This is a genomic window from Streptomyces sp. NPDC044719 (assembly GCF_056433405.1).
On the sequence record NZ_JBWKHE010000010.1, the window covers coordinates 177,638 to 194,646 of the forward strand.

The window sequence follows — 17,009 nt, forward strand, 5'->3', positions numbered from 1 at the left end:
CTCCAGGAAGCGGAACGAGCGAGCTGGCGGGAAGCGGCGGGAGAAAGCGCTTACCGGACGGCGTTCACCTAAGGTACGCCAGCCCGGGATGGACCTCGGTGTAGCCCTCGACCAGCCGGCGGGCCACATTGACGGAGTCGACCAGCGGGTGCAGTGCGAAGGCCTTCACGGCCGTCGCCCGCGAGCCGGAGTCGGCGGCGGACAGCACCTCGCGCTCGACGGCCTTGACCGCGCAGACCAGTCCGGTGGCGTGGTCGGGCAGCGGGGCGACGGTGACGGGGTGGGCGCCGTTGGCGTCGACGAGGCAGGGGATCTCGATGACGGCGTCGGTGTCCAGGACCGAGAGGCTGCGCTGGTTGCGGACGTTGAGGATCAGGGTCGTGCGCTCGTCGCGGGCGATGGCCCGCATCAGGGCGAGGGCCACCTTCTCGTAGCCGCCGGACAGATCGTCCTCGTCGCGTTCGCCTGCGCCCGCCGTCTCGCGGTTCTCGGCCATGTAGGTGGCCTCGCGTTCGGCGCGGGTGTCGTCCCAGACCTTCCACGCGGGGGCGTCCGGGTTCCTCATCTCGGCGTAGAAGCGGGCCTGCTGGTCGTGCAGGAAGGCCCCGCGGGTCTTCTCGGCCTGCTGGTAGGCGCGTACGGCTTCCCGGTTGAAGTAGTAGTAGTGCAGGTACTCGTTGGGGATCGCGCCGAGGGAGCGGAGCCAGTCGACGCCGAAGAGCTTGCCCTCCTCGAAGGAGCCGAGCAGGTCGGGGTCGCCGAGCAGGCGCGGGAGCTCGTCGCGGCCGGCGACGTGCAGGCCGCGCACCCAGCCGAGGTGGTTGAGACCGACATAGTCGATCCAGGCTTCCCTGGGGTTCGCGCCGAGCACGCGGGCGATGCGGCGGCCGAGGCCGACCGGTGAGTCGCAGATGCCGATGACGCGGTCGCCGAGGTGGCGGGACATCGCCTCGGTGACCAGGCCCGCCGGGTTGGTGAAGTTGATGACCCAGGCCTCGGGCGCGAGCCGGGACACCCGCCGCGCGATGTCGACGGCGACCGGGACCGTGCGCAGGCCGTAGGCGATGCCGCCGGCGCCGACCGTCTCCTGGCCGAGGACGCCCTCGGCCAGGGCCACCCGTTCGTCGTTCGCGCGGCCCTCGAGGCCGCCGACGCGGATGGCGGAGAACACGAAGTCGGCGCCGAGCAGCGCCTCGTCGAGGTCGGTGGTGGCGCTCACCTCGGGCGCGTCGGGGACGCCGGCCGCCTGCTCGGCCAGCACACGGGTCACCGCCGACAGCCGCCCGGCGTCCAGATCGTGCAGGACGACGTGCGTCACCCGGCCCTCGGCGTGGTCCTGCAGGAGCGCCCCGTACACCAGTGGCACGCGGAATCCTCCGCCGCCCAGAATCGTCAGTTTCACGCTTGCACCCTTCCCGCCACGACGACCTCGACGCCCGCCTCCTGCAAGGAGGCCCGCGTCGCCGTGTCGACCGGCGCGTTCGTCACCACCACGTCCAGGTCCTCGGGACCACAGACCTTCGCCATCCCGTGTCCGGGGAACTTCGCCGTGTCGGCGAGCAGGGCGACCTTCTCACTGGCCTTGATCATGGCGCGCTTGACCGGCACCTCCACGACCGTGGTGTCCATGACCTGCCCTCCGGGCCGCACACCGCTGGTGCCGAGGAAGAGCCAGTCGGCGTGCAGCTGGCGCAGGTTGTCCTCGGTGAGGAAGCCGACCAGGGAGCGGTACTCGCGGCGGACCATGCCGCCGAGCAGGACCAGCTCGATGCCCTCGTCGTCGGCGAGTTCCTCGTAGACCACCAGGTTGCTGGTGATCACGGTGAGCCGGCGGCCGTGCAGCTGCCGGGCCAGCCGGTAGGCGGTCGTCCCGATGTCCAGCAGGACCGACTGGCCGTCCTCGATCATCGCCGCCGCGCGCTCCGCTATGGCGTCCTTCTCGGAGACGCGCACCTCGGCGACCTCGGCGAAGGGCTGGTCGCCCTCCTCGACCACGGCGCCTCCGTGGACGCGGGTGAGAAGACCGTCTTCTTCCAGTTTGACCAGGTCACGCCTGATAGTGGCGGGGCTCACACCCAGCCGTTCGGAGAGGTCGGTCACAGCCGCGGGGCCTCCGGAGCGAAGGGCCCGCAGGATGAGTTGGTGTCGTCGTTCTGCCAGCACGGCCGGAACACTACTCGTCATCTTCAATCATTTCCATGCTCACTTCTGCTCGGGTATTGACCAATCTCTTCGAGCAGCGCACGATTCCGGTCACGGAAATGAAGAGTTTTGACGATCTCCGTCGAACTCGAGCGAGAGGACACATCCGTGGACGACGACCGGCCCGATGTGCTGCTGACCGGGCTGCTCTTCTACGACCTGGTCCTCACGGGGCTCGGCAAGCCGCCGACGCCCGGCGAGGAGATCTGGACCGAGGGCATGGGCTGCGGCCCGGGCGGCATCGCGAACCTCGCGGTGGCGGCCTCCCGCTTCGGCCTCCGGACCTCCCTGGCCACCGTGTTCGGCGACGACTTCTACGGCGAGCACTGCCGGGACGTCCTGTGCGACCAGGAGGGCGTCGACCTCTCGCTCTCCCGGACGGCGGACGGCTGGCCGACCCCGGTCACCGTCTCCGTCGCCTTCGGCCACGACCGTGCCCTGCTCACCCATGGCCAGGAGCCGCCGTACTCGCAGGACGCGCTGATGGGTGACCCGCCCGCCGCGCGGACCGCCCTGGTGCACATCGAGGCACAGCCTCGCGAGTGGCTGGCCAAGGCCGCCGCCAACGGCACGCAGGTCTACGCCGACGTCGGCTGGGACCCCACGCAGGAGTGGTCGACGGCCCTCCTGGACCAGCTCGCGCTGTGCCACGCCTTCCTCCCGAACGAGACCGAGGCGATGGCCTACACCCGCACCGACAGCGCGGTGGCCGCACTCGGCACGCTGTCCGAGCTGGTGCCGGTCGCCGTGGTCACCCGGGGCGGGGACGGCGCCCTCGCCGTCGACCAGATCACCGGCGAGTACGCCGACGTGCCCGCCCTGGACGTCGACGTGCTCGACGCGACCGGTGCCGGGGACGTCTTCGGCGCCGCGTTCGTCACCGCCTCGCTCGGCGGCTGGCCGCTGGCGGAGCGGCTGCGGTTCGCGGTCCTCGCGGCCGGGCTGTCCGTCGGGCACCACGGCGGGGCGCTGGCCGCCCCCGGCTGGTACGGCGTGCACCGCTGGTGGCACTCCCTGACCGATCCCGAACTGAAGCGGTCGTACGGCTTCCTGGCCGACCGGCTCCCGGCGAACCCCGGGCCGGCGGTCGCGTACGCCCCCCTCACCCCGCCGGCCCCTCACACGTCCGTCGGCCCACGCGCCTCCGAACGGCGGCACTGATCCCCGCACCCCTCCCCACGTCGAACAGCAACAACAGGAGTGACCCGTGGACCTTTCCCGCAGACGCTTCCTCCAGGCCGCCGCGTTCACCGCGGCCGCCTCCGGTCTGACCGTGGCATGCGGCAACGGCTCTGATTCGGCCGGCGGCAAGAACGGCAAGAACCTCACCTTGTGGTACTGGGGAGGCGGGCTCAGCGACAAGGTGGTCGCCGAGGCGAAGACGCACTTCAGCAAGGACGTGAAGCTGACCGTCGCCTCCATCGGCGGCGACTTCAAGTCGAAGCTCACCACCACCCTCGCGGCGGGCACCTCCGTGCCCGACATCACCGGTATCAAGGGCGAGGACATGGCGTCCTTCCTGCCCAACGCGAACCGCTTCCTCGACCTGAACGACCTGGGCTTCAAGGACCTCTCGTCCCAGTACCTGGACTGGAAGACCAAGCTCGCCCGGACCGAGGACGGCAAGCAGATCGGCTTCCCGATCGACATCGGCCCCACCGCGCTCTTCTACCGGGCGGACCTGTTCGACAAGGCCGGGCTGCCCACCGACCCCGACAAGGTCGCCGCTCAGGCGGGCACCTGGGAGGACTACTTCGCGCTCGGCACCGAGCTGAAGAAGCTGCCGGGCATCTACCTGGTCAACAACATCAGCTCAGTGTTCGACATGGCGGTCGGGCAGGGCACCGAGCGGTTCATCGACAAGGACAACCGCTTCATCGGCGACCAGGACCACATCCGCAAGGCGTGGACCACCGCGGTCCGCCCCTACACCCTCGGTCTCGACGCCAAGATCAACGACAACACCTGGAACGCCGCCGTCGGCAAGAGCCTGGGCACCGAACTCGGTGCGGCCTGGCACGCGCTGGACATCGAGCAGGCGGCCCCGAAGACCAAGGGCAAGTGGCGGGTCTGCGCGATGCCCGGCGGTCCGGCCAACCAGGGCGGCTCCTATCTGGCCCTGCCCAAGCAGTGCCGGAACCCCGAAGAGGCGTTCAAGATCATCAGCTGGATCCTCAGCCCGGAGAACGACGCCCGCGGCTTCGCCGACGCCGCGATCTTCCCCGCCGCGCCGGCGGCGTACGCCATGCCGGCCATGACCGGAGGCGACCCCTTCTTCGGCGGGCAGAAGGTCATCGAGGTGTTCGGTCCGGCGGCCAAGGCCATACCGGCCAGCTACGAGGCGCCCGCGGACGCCGCCGTCATGGCTCCCTTCAAGACCGAGCTGACCAGCATCGAGGCCAAGGGCAAGAAGCCCGACGACGCCTGGCAGGACGCGGTCAGCCAGGCCAAGCAGATCGCCCGCCGGCAGGGGGTGAGCTGAGCAATGGCCTCACCTCCGGTCACCGGCCCCGCCGCGGCGCCCCGGCGTCACGGCGGGCCGGTCCCGGCCCGCTTCCGCCCCCGGCGCACGCCGCCGGCGGGCGCCGTGCGGCCGAGGCGTCGCGGGGTGCTGTCCCACTGGCGGCAGTACCTGGCGATCTCCCCCTTCTTCCTGATCTTCGGCGCCTTCTCGTTCTTCCCGGTCTTCTACTCGCTGTACCTGGCCTTCCAGCGCTGGGACGGCATGGGCACCATCCAGTTCGTGGGCTTGCAGCAGTTCCGGTTCCTCATGGACGACCCGGTCTTCTGGATGTCGATCCGCAACACCCTGGTGATCTGGGTCCTGTCCACCGTTCCCACGCTGTTCGGCGCCCTGGTGCTGGCGACACTGCTGCACTCGGTGCGCCGCTTCAAGGGCTTCTACCGCATCGCCCTCTACATACCGAACGTCACCTCGATCGTCGCCGTGTCGATCTTCTTCGGCGCGGTGTTCAGCAACAACTTCGGCCTGGTCAACGCCATTTTGGGCACCGTCGGCATCTCACCCGTGCCGTGGCTGAGCAATCCGTGGCTGATCAAGCTGGTCATCGCCCTGCTGATGACCTGGATGTGGACCGGCTACAACATGATCATCTACTTGGCCGGCCTCCAGGCGATCCCCACACAGATCTACGAGGCGGCCAGGCTGGACGGCGCCGGGCCCATCCGCACGTTCTTCCAGATCACCATGCCGATCATGCGGCCCATCATCCTGTTCACGGTCGTCATCTCGACCATCAACGGCCTGCAGAGCTTCAGCGAGCCGCAGGTCCTGTTCGGCAGCAACGCCGCCAACCCGAACCTCGGCGGCCCGGGCCAGGCGGGCCTGACCACGCTGCTGTACTTCTACCAGTCGGCCTTCGTCAACAACGACTACGGCTACGGCGCGGCCATCGTGTGGGCCTTCTTCGTACTGATCATGGTGCTGGTCGTCATCAACTGGCGCGTCGTCCAGCGCGGGAGGAAGTCATGACCGCAGTGGTCAAGAGGCGGTCACGGCGTCCCAAGGGGCTGACCGCGCACATATTCCTCGTCCTGGCCGTGCTGATCTCGATCTTCCCGTTCGTGTGGACGATCGTCATGGCGACGAACACCACCGAGGACATCTACAAGAGCCCGCCGAAGCTGACGTTCGGCTCCCATCTGCTGGAGAACATCCGGCACGTGCTCGACACCATCGACTTCTTCGGGTCGATGCTGAACACGATCCTCGTCGCGACCGTCACCACCGTCCTGGTCCTGTTCGTCGACTCCCTGGCGGCCTTCACCTTCGCCAAGTTCGACTTCCCCGGACGCAAGGTGCTGTTCGCCATGCTGGTGGGGTTCATGATGCTGCCGCTCCAGCTGGCCGTCCTGCCGCAGTTCATCCTGATGTCCGACATCGGCTGGGTCGGCACGCTCAAGGCGCTGGTCCTGCCCGCCCTCGCCAACGCCTTCGGCATTTTCTGGCTGCGCCAGTACATCGAGAACGGCGTACCGGACGAACTCCTCGACGCCGCGCGCATCGACGGTGCCGGCTTCTTCCGCCAGTACTGGAACATCGTGCTGCCGATGATCAAGCCCGCGCTGTCCTTCCTCGCGATCTACGCCTTCGTCGGTGCCTGGAACGACTACATCTGGCCCCTCGTCGTGCTCACCGACCCCAGCCACCTCACCCTCCAGGTGACGCTCGCCCAGCTCCACGTCGGTCACACGACCGACTACAGCATGGTCATGGCCGGTGTGCTCATGGCGTCGATCCCACTGGTCGTGGTGTTCACGATCTTCGCCCGCGGGTTCATCTCGGGCGCCACGGAGGGGGCGGTACAGGGAAGCTGACGGCCTGCGGGCCGCGCCCTGCAGGGGCGCGGGGAACTGCGCGACCAGCCACAGCGGAGGCGCAGCCGAGAACCGGCAGTCGGTCCCGAGCTCGTAGGAGCCACATCAGAGAGGCACCCAGTGACGGACGTCAACACCGAGAGCCGACGCCCCAAGGTACTCGTCGTCGGCATGGACGGCCTGCGCTACGACCGGCTGACCCGCTCGCCGGCCAACGCCCCGGTGCTGCACGCCCTGATGGCCGCGGGCGCCGTCGGCACCAGCCTGCTTCCCTACGGCGAGGCCGACGGCCGGGCCGCGGACGGGCCGTCGACCAGCATGGCCTACACCGACTCCGGCCCCGGCTGGTCGAGCATCCTCACCGGGGTGTGGCCCGACCGCCACGGGGTCAAGGGCAACGATTTCAAAGGTGCCGACTACGCCCGCTACCCGGACTTCCTGACCCGCGCCGGCACCGCCCGGCCCGGTCTGCGCACGGCGGCCGCCGTGTCCTGGCCGGCCCTGGTGCGCCGCGGCACGCTCGGCCGGGCCATCGGCCGCCGGGTGCGCCACAACGGTGAACGCTGGGGCTACGAAAGCGCGGACCGCCGCGTCGCCCGCACCGTCATACGCTGGCTCACCAAGTCCGACCCGGACGTCCTGTTCGTGTACTTCGGCGCCACCGACGAGGCCGGTCACGCGACGGGCCCCCTCTCCCCCGCCTACGACCAAGCCCTCCTCGCCCAGGACGCGCACCTCGGGCGGCTGCTGGAGGCCATCGACGCCCGGGCATCGGATCCGGGGCGCGCCGACGAGCGCTGGACCGTGCTGGTGACCACGGACCACGGTCACCTCGACTCCGGCGGCCACGGCGGAGACACACGTGCCGAGCGGGAGGTCTTCGTCATCCTCGCCGAACCGGGCGGGCCCGCCGGGCCCGGAGGCGCCCGGCTCGACTCACCTCGCCTCATCGACATCGCCCCCACGGTCCTGGACCGTCTCGGCATCCCCGTCGACCCCGCCTGGGGCCTGCCGGGCCACGTCCTGCCCCGCCCCGCCGCACCGACTCCGGAATGGTCATGACCGACGCATCTCTCGATCCCCTGCTCGCCCTGCGCCCCTGGGAGGCACCCGAGGTCACCTCCTGGGGGCGGCTGCCGATGAACGCCGTCGACCGGCGGGCCGGGGCCGTCTTTCTGGACGGCGACTGGCGCTTCCAGCTGCTGCCCGCGCCGGACGCCCCGCTCGGGGAGGTCTGGTCGTCGTCGTACGTGCCCGGCGTGTGGACCATGCAGGGCACGGACGATCTCCCGCGGTACCTGAACATCCGCATGCCGTTCGCCGAGTTCCCGCCGGACGTGCCCGCCGCCAATCCGACGGGGGTGTACGAGCGGGCGGTGGACGTGCCGGCCGAGTGGGCCGGACGGCGGATCGTGCTCCAGGTCGGGGCCGCCGAGAGCGTGCTGCTGGTGCATGTGGACGGGCGGCCCGTCGGGATCTCCAAGGACTCCCATCTGGCCGCCGAGTTCGATCTGACGCCGGTGCTGCGGCCCGGCGAGCGAAGCGAGATGGGGGTCCCCCCGGCCGAAGGCTGGGGGAGGGCCACCCTGCGCCTGACCGTCGTGAAGTGGTCGGACGCCTCGCACATCGAGGACCAGGACCACTGGTGGCACGGCGGGATCACCCGCTCGGTGCTGCTGTACGCGCGGGACCCGCTGCATCTCGCGGATGTGGCCGTGCGGGCCCGGCGGGACGGCGACCTGCGGGTGGACTGCCGGGTGCGGGACACCGCCGGGGCGCTGCCCGAGGGCTGGTACGTCAGCGGGGAGCTGGACGGGCAGCTGCTGACGCAGGACGCGGAGTTCGACCGCGCCAACGCCGAGGACGAGCGCGTCTCCGACTTCCTCGGCGAGGCCCGGCTGCGCGCCGCCGTACCGAACGTGCGCGCCTGGACGGCCGAGACGCCCGAGCTGTACGGCCTGACCGTGCGGCTGCACCGCGCCGACGGCACGGTCGCCGACACCTCGCACCACCGGATCGGCTTCCGGGACGTCGAGATCTCCGGCCGGGACCTGCTGGTCAACGGCGAGCGCGTGTTCATCCGGGGCGTCAACCGGCACGACTTCCATCCGCTGACCGGCCGGACGGTGTCGTACGACGACATGCGCGCCGACCTCGTCCTGCTGAAGCGGTTCGGCTTCAACGCGATCCGCACCGCGCACTACCCGAACGACCCGTCCCTGTACGACCTGGCCGACGAGCTCGGCTTCTACGTCGTCGACGAGGCCGACATCGAGTCCCACGACCACGCGCACGAGATCGCCGACGACCCGCGCTATCTGGGCGCCTTCGTCGACCGGGTCGCGCGGATGGTGCTGCGGGACAAGAATCACCCCTCGGTCATCATCTGGTCGCTGGGCAACGAGTCCGACTACGGCGCCAACCACGACGCGGCGGCGGGCTGGATACGCCGGCACGACCCGGCCCGGCGGCCGGTGCAGTACGAGGGCGCGGCCAAGCTCGGCTGGGCCGATCCGGACCTGGCCTCGGACATCGCCTGCCCGATGTACGCGCCGCTCCAGGAGTGCCTGGCGCACGCCATGTCCGGGACCCAGACCAAGCCGCTCATCCAGTGCGAGTACTCGCACGCCATGGGCAACAGCAACGGCACGCTGGCGGACCATTGGGAGGCCATCGAGGCCACCCCGGGTCTTCAGGGCGGGTTCATCTGGGAGTTCTGGGACCACGGCATCCTCCAGCGTGTGAACGACGGCAGACCGGCCGGGCGTGGGGGCGCCGGGCTCTATGACAACGGTGTCGCCGCGCCCGGGCATCGCTGGGCGTACGGCGGCGACTTCGGGGAGACGGACCACGACGGCGCCTTCATCGCCGACGGGGTGGTCTTCCCCGACCGCACCCCCAAGCCCGTGATGTTCGAGCACCGGGAGATCGCCGCGCCGGTGCGGATCGAGTGCTTCCGGCACGAGGGCATCGTCCTCGGCAACCACCAGCACTTCCGCGGCCTGGACTGGCTGTCCGGCGAGTGGGAGCTGTCCCTCGCCGACGGCGGCACCCGCACCGCTCCCGCCGAGCTGCCCGATCTGCGGCCGGGCGAGACGGCCGCCGTGCCCTTGCCGTTCGAGCTGCCGGAGGACGGCGGCGAGGCATGGCTGACCCTGCGCGTCACGACGGCCCGGGACGAGGCCTGGGCGCCGCGCGGCACGGTCGTGTGCCTGCCGCAGGTGCGGCTGCGGACGGCGGAACCGGTGCGGCACATCCCGGTCACGAACCGCCCCGTCGAGGTCGACGAGGACGGGCTGCTGGTCCATCCGCTGCTGGCGGCCGCTCCCACGCTGTCGCTTTGGCGGGCGCCCACCGACAACGACGAGCTGGGCGGCATGGCGGGCCGCTGGCGGGACTGGGGGCTGGACGCGCCCACCCGGAAGGTCGTCGCCGTCCGGCGTGAACCGGGACGGGTCGCCGTCGTCGCCGACCATCTCTGCCCGGGCGGAACCGTCCGGCACGAGCAGGTGTTCACGGCCGTCGAGGGCGGGCTCCTGGTGGAGGAGAGCGCCGAGCTGCCCGAGGCGCTGGACGACGTGGCCCGGGTCGGGTCGGTCTTCGAGACGGTCGCCGGGCTGAATCTGCTCGAGTGGTTCGGGCAGGGCCCGTGGGAGTCGTATCCGGACCGGGGCGCGGGTGCGCCCGTGGGCCACCACGGTCTGCCGGTGGACGAGCTGTTCACGCCGTATCTGCGACCGCAGGAGAGCGGCGGGCGGCACGGCGTGCGGCGGTTCACGCTCTCCGCGCCGGACGCCACCGGGCTGGCGGTGCGGCTGGACCAGCCCTGCCAGGTGTCCGTGACCCGCCATCGCGCGGCCGACCTCGCCTCGGCGGCGCATCACGACGAACTGGTGCCGCGTGCCGGGTGCGTGGTGCACATCGACGCGGCGCACCGCGGGCTGGGCACGGCGTCGTGCGGGCCCGACACCTTCGCTTCCTATCTCGTCGCGGCCGGAGTCCATCGCTGGAGCTGGACGCTGCGCGTTCTCTGAGTTCTTCGAGTTCTACGAGTTCTTCCCTCCCTGTTCTCTGTCACCTCATGGAGCACCCATGTGCACTTCGCATGACCACGGCCTGGGCGAGGCGCCCCAGGCCGGTGCCGGAAGACGCAGTTTCCTTCGTGCCACGGCGCTGCTCGGCGCGACCGCGGCGGCCGTGACGGCGCTGCCGGCCGCCACCGCCGCTGCGGCGCCGTCGAGTTGGCGCCCCGATCCGCACAGCCGCCGCTTCACGCTCGCCGTGATGCCGGACACCCAGTACCTCTTCGACGGGCCGAGCATCGACAAGGCCCCCGTCGAGGCTTCACTGCGCTATCTGCTGGAGCACGGCAAGGAGGAGAACCTCGTCTTCCTGTCGCATCTCGGGGACCTCACGCAGAACGGCGCGAAGGACGAGTTCGCGGCGATCGGCGAGGCGTTCCGGCTGCTGGACCGGCGGGGCGTCGGCTACAGCGTCCTGGCCGGCAACCACGACGTGAAGTCGTCGACGACCGACCAGCGGGGTGCGACGCCGTACCTGGACGCCTTCGGTCCGGGGCGGTTCAAGGGGAAGCCGACGTTCGGGGGTGCCTCCCCGGACGGCTACAACACCTTCCACCTGTTCACGGCGGGCGGCCGCCAGTGGCTGGTGCTGGCGCTGGACTGGCGGCTGTCGCCGCAGGGCTACGCGTGGGCGAAGGAGGTTCTGGCGAAGCACCCGAAGACGCCGGTGATCCTCACGACGCACGAACTGGTCGTCGAGGACGACTCCCTGTCGGAGTACGGGCAGCAGCTGTGGGACCAGCTGATCGAGGAGCACGACCAGATCTTCCTCACCCTGAACGGGCACTACTGGCCCGCCGCCCGTGCGACACGGAAGAACGCGGCCGGGCACGACGTCCATCTGCATCTGACGAACTACCAGAACCGCTACTTCGGCGGCGCTGCGATGATCCGTCTCTACCGCTTCGATCTGGACCGGAACGTCATCGACGTGGAGACGGTCTCCCCGTGGATCCTGGGCCGGGCCAAGAAGGGGCTCAACGAGCTGGAGCGGCAGGAGATGGAGCTGAGCGGCGACGCCGACCGGTTCTCCGTCGAGATCGACTTCCAGAAACGATTCTCCGGCTTCGCGCCCGTGCCCGCCCGGCCGGCCCGGCCCGTCTCGAAGCTGCTGGTCCCGGGCACGATGGCGTACTGGCGCTTCGACAAGCCGTTGGACGGAACCGTCCGCGACCGGTCGGGCCGAGGCAACGACCTCTCCCTGGTCACGGTGGGCGGCGGCGCGCTGGGCTGGTCGGCGGACCACCACCCCGACCAGCCGGGCCACGGCAGCCTGGAGTTCCAGGGTTTCAAGTCACCGCTGAAGGGCGCCTATCTGCGCACGGTCGACGGTGCCCCGCTCAACTCGGCCACCTTCGGGGACGGCTACACCATCGAGGCGTTCTACCGGCTGCCCGCCGACTGGGACCCGGACCACCACGCCTGGTCGGGTCTGGTCTCGCGCACGGGCACGGGCGGCGCCGCGGGCAAGACCGCCGACGACCCGGACGAGCCACTGGCCACCCTGTCCCTGTCCAACGACCGTGAGCCGCAGTGGGCGATGCGCCCGCTCAACCAGCAGGGCATCGCCACCAACTGGGGCCAGGAGACACCGCTGGAGACCTGGTGGCACCTCGCGGTCGTCAACGACGGCAGGCACAGCACGCTGTACGTCGAGGGCTGCCCGGTGCTGCGCAATCCCAAGGCGGCCTCCGTCGGCATCACCTCCGTGGGACTGCCGTGGCTGCTGGGCGGCTACGAGTACGGCGGCAAGATCGACCAGATCTTCCACGGACGGCTCGGCGACGTCCGGATCGCCGCCCGGGCGCTGCCCGTCACCTCCTTCATGAACCACTGAGATCCCGAAGGGCTTGTCGATCATGACCGAGCAGCAGCTGCCCGCCTGGGCCGATCCGTCCGTCTCCCCCGCCGCCCTCGATCCGCAGGGCGTCTCCCGCCGCGGGCTCCTGCGCCGCGCGGGCCTGTTCGGCGCCGCGTTCGCCCTGGGCTCGGCGGCGACCGCCCAGACCCCCGCCCTGGCCGCCGGTGACCGACGGCTGGGCGGCGAGGACCCTCGCCTCGCGTACCTCGTCGGCGACCACCACATCCACACCGTCTACAGCCACGACGCCAAGTACACGTTCTCCCATCTGGCCGCCGCCGGCGCGAAGTACGGCCTGGACTGGATGGTGTTCACCGAGCACTCCAACTTCGGGCACGCCGACTACGGGGCCGCGCTGGAGCACAAGGAGATCCTGAAGGCACGTGCCGAGAACCCGCGGCAGCTGATCTTCCAGGGGCTGGAGTGGTACATCCCGGCGGCCGAGCACTGCACGGTGTTCACCACGCCCGGCCGGCACGAGGTCGACCTGCTCACCCGCTTCGAGCGCGCCTACGACGGCAAGCTGCTCGGCTACGACAAGGGCGGCCCCGCCGACGCGGACACCGCCCGCAACGAGGCCCACGCCGTCAAGGCGCTCAAGTGGCTGTCCCAGCAGCGCCGTGCGGGCTATGTCGACGATGTCCTGGTCCTCGCCAACCACCCCCTGCGCCTGGGCATCGACTCCCCGCACGAGATGCGCGCCTGGCGGGACGCGGCCCCCGAGATCATGATCGGCATGGAGGGCGCGCCCGGCGCCCAGGGCGCCGCCATCCCCGGCTGGCGGGGCGCCACCTCGATGCGCGGCGAGTACGAGAACAAGCCGTCCGCGCAGTCCTGGCCCGGCTACCCGGCGGACGCCTTTGTGACGTACGGCGGCTTCGACTGGGCGACCGCGACCGTCGGCGGCCTGTGGGACTCGATGCTCGCCGAGGGGCGGCTGTTCTCGATCACCACCAACTCCGACGCGCACCGGATCGTCTTCGACACCTGGAAGAACGGCGACTGGCCGGCCGGGCAGAACTTCGACAACACCGGCAAGCTGCCCGACCCGGTGAACACCGACACCCCGCAGCCCGGCAGCGACTTCTGGCCCGGCCAGTTCAGCCGCACCCACGTGGGCGTGACGCGCTACGGCTACCGCGCGGTCATGGCGGGCCTGCGCGCGGGCCGGGTCTGGCTGGACCACGGGCATCTGCTCGACGGGCTCGACGTCCGGGTCAAGCGGGACCGCGACGCCGGTCGCGGCGTCACCCTGGGCGGCCGGCTGCGCGTCCGCGAGGGCGAGAGGATCAGCCTGTACGTCACCGTCACGACCGCCTCCCGCCCCAACGCGCGGGGCATCCTGCCCGAGCTCCGGCACGTCGACGTGATCCGGGGCGCGGTGCGGGGCCCCGCCACCGACCGGGACACCTGGAAGGCGCCGGACACCAAGGTCGTCCACACCAAGGACGTCAGCGGCCGCAAGGGGACGTACACGCTGCGCATCCCGCTCACCGCCGGGGACGAGTCCTTCTACGTCCGGCTGCGGGGCAGTGACGGCAACCGCCATGGCGCGGGGTATCTCGGTGCCTCCGTCGACCCGAACGGGCCGATCCCGCACGAGCCCGGGAACGGTGACCCGTGGGCGGACACGTGGTTCTATTCCAACCCCGTGTTCGTCGACGTCGAGGGTTCCTGACTCCGGGTACCAGCAGGTCACCCAGTGATCCGGCGGAGGTACGGTGGGCCGCGTGACCGGTGAAGAGTCGCTGCGGCCCCAGTCCCTCATGCTGACGTTCCTGGGCGACCAGGTGCTCGGGCGCGATGTGTGCGTGTACTCGGGCAGCGTCATCGACGTGTTCGCCCGCGCCGGCATCGGCGAGCAGGCGACCCGCTCGACGCTGACCCGCATGGTGGGCCGTGACCTGCTGCGCCGCCAGCGCGAAGGCCGCCGGATGTACTTCGGGCTGACCGAGCGCTCGGAGGCGGTGCTGCGTGACGGCGAGCGGCGCATCTGGCAGACCGGCGCCGTCAATCGGCACTGGGACGGCACCTGGACCCTGCTCGGCTTCTCCCTGCCCGAGTCCTGGCAGCGCCAGCGCCACGACCTGCGCTCCCAGCTGACCTGGAGCGGCTTCGGACCGCTGTTCAACGGCCTGTGGATCGCCCCCGGCGAGGTCGACGTGTCGGCACTGGTCGCCGAGCTCGGCCTGTCCGCCCATGTGAAGGTCTTCCGGGCCCACGCGGACACCGGCATGGACATCGGCCAGATGATCGAGGAGACCTGGGAGCTGTCCGACCTGGCCGGGCACTACGAGGCGTTCGTACGGCGCTGGCAGCCCTGGGAGGACGAACTCCCGGAGGCGGACGACGCCCTCGTGCTGCGCCTTCGCCTGCAGACCGAGTGGCTGCGCATCGTCCGGCGCGACCCACGCCTGCCGGTCAAGCACCTCCCGGACGACTGGCCGGCGGACCAGGCCGAGAAGACGTTCCGGGCCGTGCACGACCGGCTCTCACCGCTCGCCCGCGACGCCTCACAACGCCTTCTGGACCTGGTGCCCGCGCGGCCTCAGACGTAGAACCGCGACAAGCTCTGCAGCACCGCCGCCGGCTTGGTGCCGTTCTCGATCTCGATGGCTCCCTCGACGGTGATCTGGGCGCCGCCCGGCACGTCCTCGACCTCGGTGAGCCTGGCCGTCAGGCGGATGCGGGAGCCCACCTTCACGGGGGAGGGGAAACGCACCTTGTTGAGGCCGTAGTTGACCTTTGTCGTGACTCCCTGGACGTCCAGCAGTTCGGTGAACAGCGGGATGAAGAGGGAGAGCGTGAGGTAGCCGTGTGCGATGGGGGCGCCGAAGGGGCCCTCCTTGGCCTTCTCGGGGTCCACGTGGATCCACTGGTGGTCCCCGGTGGCGTCGGCGAAGGTGTCGATCCGCTCCTGTGTGACCTCGATCCACTCGCTGGTGCCGAGGTCGCTTCCCGCGAGCTTCTTCAGTTCGTCGAGACCGTTGACGGTGATGCTCATACAGCTGTCCTTCGCTTAAGAGTTGGTGCCGTAGCGCTTGCGCACGCGGGACTTGAGGAGCTTTCCGGAGGCGGTGCGCGGCAGTTCGTCCGCGACCACGACCGACTTCGGGATCTTGTACTTGGCGAGGCGTCCCGCGAGCGACGCGAGCACCTCGTCGGGGTCGAGCGCGGTGCCCTCCCGGGGGACGACGACCGCGCGCGGCACCTCGCCCCACTTGTCGTCCGCCACGCCGATGACCGCGCACTCGACGATGTCCGGGTGGGCGAGGAGCTGGTCCTCGATCTCGGCGGGGTAGATGTTCTCCCCGCCGGAGATGATCATGTCCTTGATGCGGTCGACGATGTGGACGTAGCCGTCCTCGTCGACCTGGGCCGCGTCGCCGCTGCGGAACCAGCCGTCCACGAAGGACGCGGCCGTCTCCTCGGGCAGCCCCCAGTAGCCGGGCATGACGTGCGGTCCGCGCACCACGACCTCCCCGACCTCGCCCACGTCGACCGGCGCGAGGTCCGGCCGTACGACGCGTACGTCGCTGAAGAAGTGCGGCACGCCCGCCGAACCCGCCTTGCCGACGGCGTGCTCGGCGTCCAGGAACAGCGTGCCGGGCGCGGCCTCGGTCATGCCGTAGCCCTGGAGGAAGGTCAGGCCCCGCTCCTGGTAGGCCGCGATCAGCGGGCTGGGGACCGGGGAGCCGCCGCAGGTCAGGATCCGCAGCGAGGAGAGGTCCGCTCCCGGCCAGCGCGGGTGCCTGGCCACCTGGTCGAACATCGTCGGCACGCCGAACATGAAGGTGATGCGGTGCCGTTCGATCAGGTCGAAGGTGGCGTTCGGGTCGAAGGCCTCGACCAGGACGCAGGCGCCGCCCTTCAGCAGGACCGGGAGCGTCAGCATGTTCAGGCCGGCGGTGTGGAACAACGGGGCGGAGACGAGGGCGCGTTCGTCGGCGATCAGGTCGGTGTCGACGAGGACGTTGACCGCGTTCCAGGTGAGATTGCCATGGGTGAGCATGGCGCCCTTGGGGCGGCCGGTCGTGCCCGAGGTGTACATGATGATGCAGGTGTCGTCAGGGCCGACCGGTTCGTCGATCGGATCCCCGGGCGCCTCGGCGACGGCCCTCTCGTACTCCTCGCCGGCCTCCAAGTAGACGCGTACGTCCGTGCTGCCGGGCAGTCCCGCGACCAGACCGGCGTGCGAGGGGCCGTAGACGAGGGCCTTGGCGCCGGAGTCGGCGAGCTGGTAGGCGATCTCGGGGCCGGCCAGACGGGTGTTGAGAGGGACGAAGACCGCGCCGAGCGTGCCGGCCGCGAACAGGGTCTCCAGATAGGAGGGGTGGTTCGGGCCGAGGTAGGCGATCCGGTCGCCGCGCCGGATGCCCCGCTCGCGCAGGGCGTGGGCGAGGCGGGTGGTGCGCTCGTACAGGCCGGCGTAGGTGCGGGTGGTGTCACCGTGGATCAGGGCGGTGCGGTGCGGGGTCTTGCGGGCCCGGCGTGCGGGCCATGACCCCAGTCCCTCGTTGCGCATG

13 protein-coding genes are annotated in these 17,009 nt (G+C 70.6%); 9 read left to right on the forward strand and 4 right to left on the reverse strand.

Annotated elements, in window-relative coordinates; genetic code table 11:
- Positions 1-64: 64 nt before the first annotated feature.
- Together AC07DF_RS35115 and AC07DF_RS35120 are read right to left on the reverse strand one after the other, a co-directional pair.
- Positions 65-1,402: a 6-phospho-beta-glucosidase gene (locus AC07DF_RS35115; RefSeq protein ID WP_478980547.1), complete on the reverse strand. Its 1,338-nt coding sequence runs from the start codon at positions 1,400-1,402 to the stop codon at positions 65-67.
- Complete coding sequence (locus AC07DF_RS35120) at positions 1,399-2,163, reverse strand: DeoR/GlpR family DNA-binding transcription regulator (RefSeq protein WP_478980775.1); 765 nt, start codon at positions 2,161-2,163, stop codon at positions 1,399-1,401. The genes AC07DF_RS35115 and AC07DF_RS35120 overlap by 4 nt, the downstream gene beginning before the upstream one ends.
- Positions 2,164-2,310: 147 nt before the next feature.
- On the opposite strand from AC07DF_RS35120, the gene AC07DF_RS35125 reads away from it, so the two are divergent.
- From AC07DF_RS35125 to AC07DF_RS35165, 9 genes are all read left to right on the forward strand, one after another.
- On the forward strand, positions 2,311-3,363 hold the full coding sequence (locus AC07DF_RS35125) for a carbohydrate kinase family protein (RefSeq protein WP_478980549.1): 1,053 nt from the start codon (positions 2,311-2,313) through the stop codon (positions 3,361-3,363).
- A gap of 46 nt (positions 3,364-3,409) precedes the next feature.
- A complete protein-coding gene (locus AC07DF_RS35130) occupies positions 3,410-4,684 on the forward strand; it encodes an ABC transporter substrate-binding protein (protein ID WP_478980551.1) in 1,275 nt (424 codons plus the stop codon).
- A gap of 126 nt (positions 4,685-4,810) precedes the next feature.
- Positions 4,811-5,695, forward strand: coding sequence for a carbohydrate ABC transporter permease (locus AC07DF_RS35135; RefSeq protein WP_478980777.1), 885 nt, complete (start codon positions 4,811-4,813; stop codon positions 5,693-5,695).
- Positions 5,692-6,540: a carbohydrate ABC transporter permease gene (locus tag AC07DF_RS35140; protein WP_478980553.1), complete on the forward strand. Its 849-nt coding sequence runs from the start codon at positions 5,692-5,694 to the stop codon at positions 6,538-6,540. The genes AC07DF_RS35135 and AC07DF_RS35140 overlap by 4 nt, the downstream gene beginning before the upstream one ends.
- Before the next feature lie 171 nt (positions 6,541-6,711).
- Entirely contained in the window at positions 6,712-7,602 is an 891-nt protein-coding gene (locus tag AC07DF_RS35145) for an alkaline phosphatase family protein (protein ID WP_478980779.1), read from the forward strand.
- On the forward strand, positions 7,599-10,574 hold the full coding sequence (locus tag AC07DF_RS35150; RefSeq protein WP_478980555.1) for a glycoside hydrolase family 2 TIM barrel-domain containing protein: 2,976 nt from the start codon (positions 7,599-7,601) through the stop codon (positions 10,572-10,574). Before AC07DF_RS35145 ends, AC07DF_RS35150 begins: the two co-directional genes overlap by 4 nt.
- Before the next feature lie 58 nt (positions 10,575-10,632).
- A complete protein-coding gene (locus tag AC07DF_RS35155) occupies positions 10,633-12,459 on the forward strand; it encodes a LamG-like jellyroll fold domain-containing protein (RefSeq protein WP_478980557.1) in 1,827 nt (608 codons plus the stop codon).
- A gap of 22 nt (positions 12,460-12,481) precedes the next feature.
- The gene (locus AC07DF_RS35160) at positions 12,482-14,161 is read left to right on the forward strand and encodes a PHP domain-containing protein (RefSeq protein ID WP_478980559.1); all 1,680 of its coding nucleotides are present in this window, start codon (positions 12,482-12,484) and stop codon (positions 14,159-14,161) included.
- Positions 14,162-14,213: 52 nt separating this feature from the next.
- Positions 14,214-15,041, forward strand: a complete 828-nt coding sequence (locus tag AC07DF_RS35165; RefSeq protein ID WP_478980561.1) for a PaaX family transcriptional regulator — start codon at positions 14,214-14,216, stop codon at positions 15,039-15,041.
- On the opposite strand, the gene AC07DF_RS35170 is transcribed toward AC07DF_RS35165, so the two are convergent.
- Together AC07DF_RS35170 and AC07DF_RS35175 are read right to left on the reverse strand one after the other, a co-directional pair.
- Positions 15,032-15,487: a MaoC family dehydratase gene (locus AC07DF_RS35170; protein WP_478980563.1), complete on the reverse strand. Its 456-nt coding sequence runs from the start codon at positions 15,485-15,487 to the stop codon at positions 15,032-15,034. The two genes, AC07DF_RS35165 and AC07DF_RS35170, sit on opposite strands and share 10 nt — an antisense overlap.
- Before the next feature lie 15 nt (positions 15,488-15,502).
- Positions 15,503-17,008 carry an acyl-CoA synthetase gene (locus AC07DF_RS35175; protein ID WP_478980565.1) on the reverse strand — a complete coding sequence of 502 codons (1,506 nt, stop codon included), beginning with the start codon at positions 17,006-17,008 and terminating at the stop codon, positions 15,503-15,505.
- Between the last annotated feature and the right edge of the window lies 1 nt (position 17,009).